The sequence below is a fragment of the Pseudoalteromonas sp. Of11M-6 genome, from assembly GCF_022347905.1.
Taxonomy (GTDB): domain Bacteria; phylum Pseudomonadota; class Gammaproteobacteria; order Enterobacterales; family Alteromonadaceae; genus Pseudoalteromonas.
Map to the genome: position 1 here is coordinate 1 of NZ_JAKRFW010000055.1, position 12,719 is coordinate 12,719.

The 12,719-nt window shown below is 40.2% G+C and carries 10 protein-coding genes; all 10 read left to right on the plus strand.

Going from position 1 to position 12,719, the window contains the following annotated elements:
* The first annotated feature begins 665 nt into the window (after positions 1–665).
* The 10 genes from rfaH to rffA all read left to right on the plus strand — a co-directional run bounded on the left by rfaH (position 666) and on the right by rffA (position 12,715).
* Entirely contained in the window at positions 666–1,145 is a 480-nt protein-coding gene (rfaH, locus tag MHN32_RS20190) for a transcription/translation regulatory transformer protein RfaH (RefSeq protein ID WP_010605769.1), read from the plus strand.
* Between the two features lie 753 nt (positions 1,146–1,898).
* Complete coding sequence (locus MHN32_RS20195) at positions 1,899–3,014, plus strand: polysaccharide export protein (RefSeq protein WP_010605768.1); 1,116 nt, start codon at positions 1,899–1,901, stop codon at positions 3,012–3,014.
* Positions 3,015–3,026: 12 nt separating this feature from the next.
* Positions 3,027–3,461: a low molecular weight protein-tyrosine-phosphatase gene (locus tag MHN32_RS20200; protein WP_010605767.1), complete on the plus strand. Its 435-nt coding sequence runs from the start codon at positions 3,027–3,029 to the stop codon at positions 3,459–3,461.
* A 14-nt stretch (positions 3,462–3,475) separates the two neighbouring features.
* Positions 3,476–5,710, plus strand: coding sequence for a polysaccharide biosynthesis tyrosine autokinase (locus MHN32_RS20205; RefSeq protein WP_239422629.1), 2,235 nt, complete (start codon positions 3,476–3,478; stop codon positions 5,708–5,710).
* Between the two features lie 592 nt (positions 5,711–6,302).
* The gene (gene wecB / locus MHN32_RS20210) at positions 6,303–7,418 is read left to right on the plus strand and encodes a UDP-N-acetylglucosamine 2-epimerase (non-hydrolyzing) (RefSeq protein WP_343224418.1); all 1,116 of its coding nucleotides are present in this window, start codon (positions 6,303–6,305) and stop codon (positions 7,416–7,418) included.
* A gap of 45 nt (positions 7,419–7,463) precedes the next feature.
* Entirely contained in the window at positions 7,464–8,726 is a 1,263-nt protein-coding gene (wecC, locus tag MHN32_RS20215) for a UDP-N-acetyl-D-mannosamine dehydrogenase (protein ID WP_239422630.1), read from the plus strand.
* Positions 8,727–9,818, plus strand: a complete 1,092-nt coding sequence (gene rfbB / locus MHN32_RS20220; RefSeq protein ID WP_239422631.1) for a dTDP-glucose 4,6-dehydratase — start codon at positions 8,727–8,729, stop codon at positions 9,816–9,818.
* Positions 9,819–9,820: 2 nt separating this feature from the next.
* The gene (gene rfbA, locus MHN32_RS20225) at positions 9,821–10,696 is read left to right on the plus strand and encodes a glucose-1-phosphate thymidylyltransferase RfbA (RefSeq protein WP_239422632.1); all 876 of its coding nucleotides are present in this window, start codon (positions 9,821–9,823) and stop codon (positions 10,694–10,696) included.
* The gene (locus MHN32_RS20230) at positions 10,693–11,586 is read left to right on the plus strand and encodes a formyltransferase family protein (RefSeq protein ID WP_239422633.1); all 894 of its coding nucleotides are present in this window, start codon (positions 10,693–10,695) and stop codon (positions 11,584–11,586) included. The genes rfbA and MHN32_RS20230 overlap by 4 nt, the downstream gene beginning before the upstream one ends.
* A gap of 1 nt (position 11,587) precedes the next feature.
* A complete protein-coding gene (gene rffA / locus MHN32_RS20235; RefSeq protein WP_239422634.1) occupies positions 11,588–12,715 on the plus strand; it encodes a dTDP-4-amino-4,6-dideoxygalactose transaminase in 1,128 nt (375 codons plus the stop codon).
* The last annotated feature ends 4 nt before the right edge of the window (positions 12,716–12,719 follow it).

Below are 12,719 nucleotides of genomic sequence, written 5' to 3' on the forward strand. Positions count from 1 at the left end.
ACACATGAGAGCCTTGGTAACTTGCCTCCGGCGATTTACCGCACTAAGTTGGAAAACTCCAGTTTAGAGGTGTGCCATTAAAGGGGAAGTGGACATTATTTCTTAATACAAGGCAAATTTGTGCGCCAATAGCTGGTCTATTGCAAGCAAATTAATCAGTCCGCTCTTTTCTTTACTGTAAAATACGCTTTTAACGCGCACTCTAACATTTGAGAGATCCTCAACTAAGTTACTCCTAGTGGGTGAGTAATACTCCATATAGGAAGTAAGGTTGAAATTTTGTTCTTATTATTAACAACTATGCAACTGTAAGTGTGCTAGGTCTTTATCGTTTTGAGCCACTGGCTTCCAACAGTATTTTTGAAAAGCCATATCTGAAATAACAGTTTTTGGGCGAAGAGAACGAGTAGAAAGTGTTATCTATCTTTATTAGAACATAAGAGATCATGAGGTTCTACCTCACTTTAGTTTGTAGGGAGTATTCATTTATGTGCTTAAAATTAATGTTGTGTAATCGCACTTAACTAAATAGCTTGGCGTTACAAAGCGTTGCTAAAAAAGCTGCTGTTTGCGTTTTATTGGCACTGTTTTAGGGTGGACGCAATTGAGAATATACGTATAATAGTGAGCCTAAACCGTCAGGCTTATTTATAGGAACGCAACGCATGGAATGCTGGTATTTGCTCTACTGTAAACCAAAACAGGAATTCAGAGCACAGTCAAATCTTCAAAGTCAAGGGATCGTATCTTGCTTCCCGACTTTCATAAAACAAAAAAACTCAAGTGCGAAAGCGGTAACACAACCTCTTTTTCCACGGTATTTATTTGTTCGTCTTGATCCACATTCTTCACACTTTTCTGCGGTAAAAAACACTCGAGGTGTTGCTAATTTCATTCGATATGGAATGGATCTGCAAATAGTACCGGATGAACTAGTTAATGAGCTCATGCAATCTTGCAATGTTGAGGTGCAATGTGACTTGAAAGAGGGCGATCTGGTTCAGTTGACAGACGGTTGCTATAAGGATATTCACGCAATATTTCAACAACCTGACGGAGAAGTTCGAAGCATTTTATTAATTAAATTGCTTAATCAGTATACGAGAATAGTTGTTGATAACAGTACAATCAAAAAGGTACAATGAAAAATCAATCCTTTATTCTTATTTATTTGTAATATTAAAGGTGTACTGTGTTGTCGGTTAAGTTATCTGAAGTTGAAATTTAAACCTTCTCTACTCAAAAGAGCAAAAACAGAACGGTGTGAGTGGATTTGGCCCCTGTAGGCTGGATTTACTCTGCAACTTTGATTCTACTAAGAATAGTAAATTAGCTGGATAACACAGCAGCAAGCTACTGTAAAAGCACAAAGCTATGGCTGTTAGCTGAGCGGCACTTTATTTGGGTGCGTTAAGTTAAGTGTAGATACATCACCTTGAGATATATTTGCGGCCGAAGCACAACAAATAAAAACTAGAACAGCATTTAGGAGCTGCAACCTAAGGGCGGAAGCGTGCCTAAATATATTGAGAAGGGTTGAGTCAGGCAGTTGTGTCCCTAGATGGTAGATGAATAGACGTTCTATCTTAGTGAGACTGTATTAATTAGCTCTTCGTTCTATATTTAGTGTGTTAGTTGCGAAATGGTGAATAAAACGGGTTGTGCTAAATAAAGGGCTCAGGTGAAAATTTGCGGGATTAAGACACAAATTCTTATCACATAGCAGATAAAACACGGAACTAAGAGTGAGAACAGCTGCAAAACCTAGTACTCACTTGCGATTAACAATCGTGCATGCTTTAATTAGCCCACGAAATTTCTGTTGTCTTTACGTTATTAAGTAAAAGGCAATAAAAGTAATTAAAAGAAAAGACTATAAACACTTTTGGGAAGATACAATGGCGCTACGCTGTAAAACTATCATTGCTTCAACTGTATTACTTGCAATGAGTGGCTGTACACTCGTTCCAGGTGGCCATTTCGAAGGAATAGGTTCTGGTGAACAAACTGCAAACCTTGAGCGAGATCTTGAAAAAGTAAATATTCATATTATCGACTCGCAATTGGTGCAAGAACATAAAATCAAACGAGCGAAACAAATTGATCACTCGTCGCTCGCGGGTATTGATGTTTCAAATTATGAATATCGTCTTGGTGTAGGTGATGTAATCACCATTGGTGTATGGGATCATCCTGAACTCACCATTCCAGCAGCTGTACAACGAACAGCAGAGTTTGACGGTTTCCGTGTTCAAGCCGATGGTACAATCAACTTTGCTTATGCGCCAAAGGTTCCTGCTGCTGGTCGCACAGTAACCGAGCTTAGAACTGACCTCGCAAAAAGGCTAAGTCGTGTTATTGAAGAGCCGCAAATCGACGTAAAAGTGGTTGGTTTTAAAAGCCAAAAAGCGTATGTAACCGGTGAAGTTACAAAACCTGGTGTGTATCCAATCACAGAAACTCCAGTGACACTCATTGATGCGATAAACCAAGCCGGCGGTTTAACAGAAAGCGCCGATTGGGAAACGGTAACCTTTACACGTGGTGACAAAACTGAAGTTATTCAACTCGATGATTTTTATGCCGAAGGTGATATTTCACAAAACCGCTTACTTAGACACGGTGATATTGTACACGTAAGTCGTAATGATAAACGCAACGTGTATGTGTTGGGTGATGTGATTAAAGCGGGCAAAGTAGACGTAAACCGCTATGGTTTAAGCCTAGCTGAAGCACTAACGGATGTTGGTGGCTTTAACGAGCGTACAGCAGACGCAAACGGTGTTTTTGTCTTGCGTAAGCGCGACCTGCAAAAAGATGGTGTGCTTGCAGATGTATATCAGCTACATGCTAAAAACGTAGCCTCTCTAGTACTTGCTGAACAGTTTGAACTCGAGCCGCAAGATATTGTGTATGTGACTAGCGCGCCACTTGCTCGTTGGAACAAAGTTATCAGTTTATTATTGCCTTCACTGTCTACAGTGGATGCGATTCAAGATATAGAAAATCAGTAATTGTGAGTACTCATGTTTGATAGTGTTTTAATGGTTTGTGCAGGTAACATTTGCCGCAGTCCTACGGCAGAGTATCTGCTAAAAAACAAACTAAGTGGCAAAAATGTAGCTGTTTCGTCAGCTGGATTAACCGCCCTAGAAGGAAAAGCCGCTGATGCATTAGCGCAGGAGTTGGCGAAAGAACAAGGAATCGACATGAGTGAGCACCAAGGCCGCCAGTTAACTGGTACCTTGGTCGCACAAAATAGTCTCATCCTCGTAATGGAGCAAAGGCATTTAACTGACCTTTGCAGCCGTTACCCTCAAGCTCGTGGCAAAACCTTTTTACTTGGTAAATGGATTGGCGATAAAGAAATTCCAGATCCGTATCGCCAATCACGTGAAGCGTTTGAGCATGTTTATGAGCTTATCGATAGCGCCTGTGGCGCTTGGCAACAGTATTTATAAGGATCCGTGAGTATATGAATGCTCAGCCAAATCTTATCTCTAATCAAAAGTCATCAAAAGAAGAGACGCAAGAAATCGATTTAATGGCGCTAGTTGGCGCATTATTAGATGCTAAATTTTTTATCGCAGGTATTACTGCACTATTTATGCTGTTAGGTATAGCCTACGCAATATTTAGCACACCAATCTACCAAGCAACTGCAATGGTACAGGTAGAGGAAAAGGGCGGTTCTGTTCCCGGTTTTGATGATATGTCTGGTATGTTTGAAAGTACCTCTGCCGCAGTAACCGAAATTGAGCTACTAAAATCTAGAAGCGTCATTGGTGAAGCGGTCGACACATTAAATTTAGATACCGTTGTTGAGCCAAAACTATTTCCACTATTTGGTGGCCGCAGCTTCCGTAAATTTGTTGCACAAAGTGAAGGCGAAGTAGCAGAGTCAAGCCTTGGCGCAAGCTCTTATGCGTGGGGTGGTGAGCAAGTTGAAATACACCGATTTAAAGTGCCAAGTAGTGCAATCGGTGAAGAATTCGTTTTACAAACAAGAGCGGAAGAGTCATTTGCATTATTAACAAGTGATGGTGACGAAGTACTTGCAGGTAAAGTGGGCGAAGAAGTAAAGCAAGGTCAATTTGAGCTGACCATTAAGACTTTGATAGCACGTCCAGAGACCGAGTTTTCAATCGTTAAACGTAACCGTCTTCAGACTATTTTAGATCTGCAAAGTGCAATATCAGCGTCTGAGAAGGGGAAAGACTCAGGTATTATTAACCTTGCGCTGCAAGATGAAAGCCCTGAATATGCCGAGAAAGTGCTAGACAAAGTGGCTGGTATTTATGTGCGTCGCAACGTGGAGCGTAATAGCGCGGAGGCGCAGCAGTCTCTTGAGTTTTTAGAGGTGCAGCTTCCAGAAGTTAAACGTAACCTAGAACGCGCGGAAAAAGCCTTTAATGACTACCAGATTCGCCAAGAGTCCATTGATATTAGCCTAGAAACACAAGGCGTTTTAGAACAAATTGTAAAATTAGAAACTAAACTACAAGAGTTAGAGCTAAAGCGTTTAGAACTTGGTCGTAAATTTAAACGTGAGCACCCTTCTTACCGCGGTGTGGTAGAGCAAATTGATACCGTAAAGCGCCAACGCAACGAATTAGCTGGTGAAGTACAAGGCTTACCAGAGACTCAGCGCGAGCTGCTACGCTTAAAGCGTGATGTAGAGGTAAATAATGAAATCTACACGCTGCTTTTGGGTAAAACGCAAGAGCTAGATATTGTGCGTGCGGGTACGGTAGGCAACGTTCGCATAGTGGATTACGCAGAGGTAAATACTACTCAGCCAGTCAAACCTCAAAAAGCACTAATCGTTGTGATGGCAACCATGTTGGGTGGAATGTTAGCCGTTGCGATTGTACTAGTGCAAAAAGCGCTGCATAAAGGTATTGAAGACCCTGCGGAAATAGAAGCGTTAGGTTTGCCAGTATATGCCAGCGTGCCATTTTCAGAGTACCAAGTAAAACTCACAGGTTTTGCAAAGGCACGCAAGGGCAAAGTGGCAAAGGCAAAATCGATACTCGCCATGGATAACCCTGCAGACCTTTCCGTTGAGGCGCTACGTAGCCTCCGTACTAGTTTGCACTTTGCTATGCTAGAAGCAAAAAACAATGTTATCGCTATCTCAGGCCCAAGTCCTGGCGTGGGTAAATCCTTTATTACCGTAAACCTTGCCACTGTGCTGGCACAAAGTGGCAAACGCATTCTTGTTATTGACGCTGATATGCGTAAAGGCTACCTGCAAACTCAGTTTGGCATGAAATGGGATGACGGTTTAAGTGATTACCTCTCTGGCCGATTGAATTTAGCGCAGGTGATTAAGCCAAGCCAAGTTGAAGGTTTGCAAGTAATGACCCGAGGCCAAATACCGCCGAACCCTTCAGAGCTACTAATGCATGAAAACTTTAGCAAGTTGATTGGTGAAGTGAGCAAAATGTACGACTTAGTTATTGTTGATACTCCTCCAATCTTAGCGGTGACAGACCCTGCTATTGTGAGTGCGCATGCAGGCACAACATTACTAGTAACCCGTTTTGGTCAAAACCATGCAAAAGAGCTAGAAATTACACGAAATCGTTTTGAGCAAAATGGTATTGATGTAAAAGGGGTGGTATTCAACGGTGTTGTTCGTAAATCAACTAATGCCTATGGTTACTATGGCTACTACAACTACGAGTACAAATCAGATAAAGCATAGCAGGTTATGTCGCTGCAACCCGTAGCAGCGACTTTACGTCGCGACTCGTAGAACGGCTTTACGTTACGACCGTAGCAGCGACTTTATGTCGCGACTCGTAGCAGCGACTTTACGTTACGACTCGTAGCAGCGACTTTACGTTACGACTCGTAGCAGCGGCTTTATGCTGCGACCCGTAGAACGACTTTACGTTACGACCCGTAGCAGCGACTTTACGTTACGACCCGTAGCAGCGACTTTACGTTACGACTTGTAGCAGCGACTTTACGTCGCGACTCGTAGCAGCGACTTTACGTCGCGACTCGTAGCAACGACCTTATGTTATGACCAATAAGATGAGTTGTTATTGTGAGACATAGGGCAAGCCGAAGTTGGTGCAACATAACAACTCAATGTGTATAAAGTGGTATTATGTTGAGATTGAAAAATAACCAATCAAGGTTACTCAACTGCGAATTTAATTCGAAGAATAATAGCTCTGCATGAAGATATAGGGCGTTATGAATAGGGAGGCTGAATAAGACAAGTAAAGCCTCCTAAAATCCAATCGGCATTTCTAAATAAACCAGCAGAAAAAATAAAGGGACACTCTGTGAAAGTACTTATAGTATTCGGAACAAGACCAGAAGCAATTAAAATGGCACCTTTAGTACACGCTCTAAAGCAAGATGTACGCTTCGATGCCAAAGTATGTGTTACAGCACAGCACAGAGAGATGTTAGATCAGGTTTTAGAGTTATTCAAAATTACACCTGACTATGATTTAAACCTAATGAAAGCCGGGCAGACGCTACCAGAAGTGACAAGCCGAATTTTATTAGAGCTTACCCCAGTACTTAAAGAGTTTAAGCCAGATGTGGTCTTAGTACATGGCGATACTGCAACCACATTTGCAGCAAGCTTAGCTGCTTATTATGAACAAATTTCAGTTGGTCATGTCGAGGCAGGGTTGCGTACAGGCAATATATACTCTCCATGGCCAGAAGAAGCAAACCGCAAGCTTACAGGGGCGCTTACCAGATACCACTTTGCTCCCACTGAGACCTCTAAACAAAACTTGCTAGTTGAAAATTACCATGATGAAAATATATTTGTTACGGGTAACACAGTGATCGATGCTTTGCTAATGGTTAAGCATCAAATAGAAACAGACTCCGATCTAAGCAATACTCTAGCTGCACAATTCCCCATGTTGGATGAGAGCAAAAAGCTTATCTTAGTTACAGGTCACCGAAGAGAAAGCTTTGGTGGTGGATTTGAGCGTATTTGTGAAGCTCTGGCTAAGACTGCAAAAGCGCATCCAAACTGCCAAATCCTATATCCAGTGCATTTAAATCCAAATGTGCAAGAGCCAGTTAATCGCATTTTAAGCGATATTGACAATGTTCACTTAATAGAACCTCAGCAATATTTGCCTTTTGTTTATTTAATGAATAGAGCACATGTTATTTTAACAGATTCTGGTGGTATCCAAGAAGAGGCGCCCAGCCTCGGCAAGCCAGTTCTAGTTATGCGCGATACCACTGAGCGTCCGGAAGCAGTAGAAGCTGGGACAGTAAAGTTAGTCGGGACTGATGTAGCAGCAATCACCACTTCTTTAGAACAACTGCTAATTAATGAGAAAAGCTACGAGCAAATGAGCAGAGCCCATAACCCTTATGGTGATGGAAATGCATGCAAAAGAATCTGCGATATTTTAGCTAAATAAACACCAGTAAGCAGTTTTAAACTTCAAGATTTTCAAAGGGAAAGTATGTCATTTAATACAATTTCGGTCGTTGGCTTGGGTTACATTGGATTGCCAACAGCAGCGATGTTTGCCTCTCGCAAAAAGAAAGTAATTGGTGTGGATGTTAATCAGCATGCCGTAGACACAATCAATCGAGGTGAAATCCATATCGTTGAACCTGAGCTAGATATGATTGTTCATGCAGCCGTAAAAGAAGGTTATCTCAACGCAACGCTTTCACCAGAGCAAGCTGATGCTTTTTTAATTGCGGTGCCAACTCCTTTTAAAAATAACGACTCACAAATTCCAGAACCCGATTTAACCTATATTCATAAAGCCAGTGAAGCAATTGCACCAGTACTAAAGAAAGGAGATTTAGTTATTCTTGAATCTACCTCGCCAGTTGGAGCTACTGAGCAAATGGCAGGTTGGCTAGCTGCGGCTCGCCCTGATTTAAGTTTCCCGCAGCAAGCGGGAGAAAATGCTGATGTAAATATTGCTCACTGCCCAGAGCGTGTATTGCCTGGACATGTAGTTCGTGAGTTGGTAGAAAATGACCGCGTAATTGGAGGCATGACAGCAAATTGTTCTGCTCGAGCTGTAGAGTTATATAAAACCTTTGTACAAGGCGAGTGCGTAATTACTAATGCTCGTACTGCTGAAATGGCAAAACTAACTGAGAACTCGTGTCGAGATGTGCAAATCGCTTTTGCTAACGAGTTATCGATTATCTGCGATAAACTAGATATAAATGTATGGGAGCTTATATCGTTAGCTAATCGCCACCCACGTATTAATATTTTACAGCCAGGCCCCGGTGTTGGAGGCCACTGTATTGCAGTAGATCCTTGGTTTATAGTTAGCAAAACTCCTGAACTCTCAAAACTTATACATACAGCTAGAAAGGTAAATGATGGCAAACCATATTGGGTTATAGAAAAGGTTAAGCTTTCCATTGAGCGTTTCATGCAATTACATCCAGAAAGAGCAGTTAAGGATGTAACAATCGCTTGCTATGGGTTGGCATTTAAGCCTGATATTGATGATTTACGAGAAAGCCCAGCATTGAATATTACAAGAGAATTAAAAGCTTACCATGCAGGTCGGTTACTTGCAGTGGAGCCAAATGTTACTCAACTACCAAAATCAATTTCAGAGATTGAATTAGTTGATTTAGAGGTAGCACATCAATCAGCAGATATACATGTACTTTTGGTAGACCATAAAGAGTTTAAACTAAATAAAGTAGTAAGTGATTACATCGTGGATACAAAGGGGATTTGGTAAATGCGAGTTTTAGTTACAGGAGGTGCAGGATTCATCGGTTCAGCTGTGATACGCCACATTATCAATAATACTGGGGATAGTGTGCTAAATGTTGATAAACTAACATATGCGGGTAACTTAGAGTCGTTGAACTCAGTTTCAAGTAGCGAGAGATATGAGTTTGAGCAAATAGATATCTGTGATCAAAAGAAGCTTAAATCTGTAATCACTCGCTTCAAACCTGATTTTGTTATGCACCTAGCTGCTGAAAGTCATGTGGATCGCTCAATTTCAGGACCTGCTGAATTTATTCAAACAAATATTGTCGGAACCTATACTTTATTAGAGGTGGTTCGCGAATATTGGGCCGATTTAAGCGGTGATAAAAAAGACATTTTCAGGTTTCACCATATATCGACTGATGAGGTATATGGCGATTTACCACACCCTTGCGATATTCATGAATCAGACATGCCACTTCCGTTATTCAAAGAATCAACACCATATTCACCAAGTAGCCCGTATTCAGCAAGTAAAGCCTCAAGCGATCACCTAGTAAGGGCTTGGGCTAGAACATATGGTTTGCCAGTAGTTGTTACCAATTGTTCAAACAATTATGGCCCGTTCCATTTTCCAGAAAAACTAATCCCACTTGTAATTTTAAATGCGTTGGATGGAAAGGAACTGCCAATATATGGAAAAGGTGATCAAATTAGAGATTGGCTATATGTTGAAGATCATGCAAGAGCACTATATAAAGTTGTAACTGAAGGCAGATTAGGTGAAACATACAATATAGGTGGGCACAATGAAAAACAGAATATTGAAGTAGTGAATGCCATCTGCAATATCCTTGATGAACTAGTACCAAAAGAAAATAGTTACTCAGATCTTATAACATATGTTGAAGATCGACCTGGACACGATAGGCGGTATGCTATTGATTCAACAAAAATGAAAGAAGAGCTTAACTGGGCGCCTGATGAAACATTTGAGACAGGTTTGAAGAAAACAGTTAAATGGTATTTGGATAACCAAAGGTGGTGTGCGAGTGTACAGGATGGCTCTTATAAAAGAGAACGTTTAGGAACTATTCCAAAGGGAGATTATTAGTTATGAAAGGTATCGTACTTGCAGGTGGCTCTGGCACGAGGCTGTACCCAATCACTAAAGGGGTTTCAAAACAGTTACTTCCTATTTACGACAAACCTATGATTTATTATCCCATTTCAGTTCTGATGCTAGCAGGGATAAGAGAAATAATGATTATTACGACTCCTGAGGAGCAAAATTCTTTTAATCGTTTGTTAGGTGATGGAAGTAAATTTGGTATCTCTTTAGAATATGCGATACAAGAAAGTCCCGATGGTTTAGCTCAAGCATTTATAATAGCAGAAGAGTTTATAGGTAAAGATAGTGTTTCTTTAGTACTAGGAGATAATATCTTTTATGGGCAAGGCTTTTCTCCAAAGCTCAAAAAGGCAGTCGAAAATGCAGAAGCAGGTTTGGGGTCTACAATTTTTGGCTATGAAGTTAAGGACCCTGAAAGGTTTGGTGTGGTGGAGTTTGACTCTTCTTTGAAAGCTATATCTTTGGAAGAGAAGCCAATAAAACCCAAATCTAATTTTGCCGTTACCGGGTTGTATTTTTATGATAACTCAGTCATTGAACTAGCGAAGCAAGTAAAGCCATCAGCTCGCGGTGAATTAGAAATCACTTGCTTGAATAATGCATACTTAAAGCGGGGTGAGCTTAATGTAGAGCTTTTAGGGCGTGGATTTGCTTGGCTTGATACCGGAACCCATGAGAGTTTACTCGAAGCAGCACAGTTTGTAGAAACTATTGAGAGAAGACAAGGCTATAAAATAGCCTGCTTAGAAGAAATAGCATTTAATAATGGTTGGCTTGACAAAGATACTTTGAAAACACTTATGCAACCATTAGTCAAAAGTGGATATGGTAGCTATGTGTTAGAGATTATTGATAAATGAACACATTATCGATAGCAGTTAACACTCTGGGTTACAAAGGGTATAGATGTCTTCTTGCATTAATAAAAAATGGCTTTCATAAAAATGTAAAAATCCACATAATTGTTGGCGAAGACTCTCAGGTTACAGATGACTATGCTTCTCAATCTTTGGAACTTTGCGTACAAAATGGTATTAGTGTCGAGAAGAGAAACTCAGCTATATCGTATTCTCAATATAGCTATATATTTGCGATTGGCTGGCGTTGGATGATTCGAGACGTTGAGAACGATAAGTTGATTGTTTTTCATGACTCATTATTACCATCTTATAGGGGGTTTGCACCTCTGGTTAATGCAGCTATGAACAAAGAGCCTAAAATTGGTGTTACGGTTTTATTTGGCCATGATGATTACGATAGAGGTGAAATAATTAATCAGCAAGCTATTGATGTAAGATACCCAATTCGAATTAGTTCTCTTATTGAAAATATATCCTATTGTTATGAAAAACTTTTTGAAGATGTTGTTAGTCAGATAATTTCAGGAAAAGGGCTTTTTTCCCGCAAACAAGTTGAAGGTGAAGCCTCTTACAGCATTTGGCTTGATAATCAGGATTATTTAATTGATTGGGGCTGTGATGCAAAAGACATTGCTCATAAGATAAATCTTTTGGGTGCGCCTTATCAACATGCAAAAACAACAGTTAAAGATAAGTCAGTTACCATTGTTTCAGCAGAAGTATATGAAGACTTAAAAGTTACGAACCGTCACGTCGGGAAGGTGCTTTTAATTGACTCTGGGTGTCCTGTGGTAGTGTGTGGAAAGGGCTTACTAAAAATTAATTCAATGTACGACGAAGATAATAACTCGCTGATTCCTTATCCATTTATTAGAGTAAGATTTAGATAACATGATCCATTTCAACCGGCCACCAAAAGTAGGCAATGAATTCGACTATATACAGAAAGCAATAGCATCCGATAAATTATGCGGAGATGGGCCTTTTTCAAAAAAATGTGAAAGCTGGATAGAGTCTAACTTTAAAACTAAGAAAGCTTTGTTGACACCTTCGTGTACAGCAGCTCTAGAGCTTGCAGCTATCTTAGTTGATATACAAAAAGGTGATGAAGTCATAATGCCGTCTTACACCTTTGTATCTACTGCAAATGCCTTTGTATTGCGAGGAGCAAAAATCGTATTTGTTGATATTAGACCTGATACCCTGAACATTAACGAGTCTCTAATTGAAAAGGCCATAACAAAGAAAACTAAAGCTATTGTGCCTGTACATTATGCAGGTGTATCTTGTGATATGGAAAAGATCATGGATATAGCAAACCAACATAACATTTGGGTGATTGAGGATGCTGCTCAAGGTGTTATGTCAACTTACAAAGGAAAAGCATTAGGAACTATTGGGCATATAGGTTGCTTTAGCTTTCACGAAACTAAGAACTACTCTTCGGGAGGTGAAGGCGGAGCTATTTTGATTAATGATTCAGATTTAATCAGTCGAGCTGAAATTATAAGAGAAAAAGGCACTAATCGGAGCCAGTTCCTCAATGGCCAAGTAGATAAGTATACTTGGCAAGATGTTGGCTCAAGCTTTTTACCGAGTGAACTACAAGCAGCTTATTTATTGGCACAGTTAGATTCAGCAGAAGAAATAAATAGTTTTAGATTAGATGTCTGGAATAAATACTTTAATAGTCTATCTAAATTTTTAAATAAATCTTTCCTTCCTACAATTCCTGAGGACTTAGAGCACAATGCTCATATGTTTTACTTTCTCTTAAAGTCAAATACGCAAAGGGATGAATTTATAAGCTATATGAAGGAACATAAAATTATGACGCCATTTCATTATGTTCCTTTGCATTCAAGCCCAGCTGGAGCAAATTTTGGTAGTTTCTGCGGTGAAGATCTGTTCACAACCAGTATTAGCTCAAGGTTAGTTAGGCTACCACTGTACTACGGTATATCAGATAGTGATTTAAAACGTGTATGTGGATGTATTGAAAGTTATTTTTGTAAGTAAATTT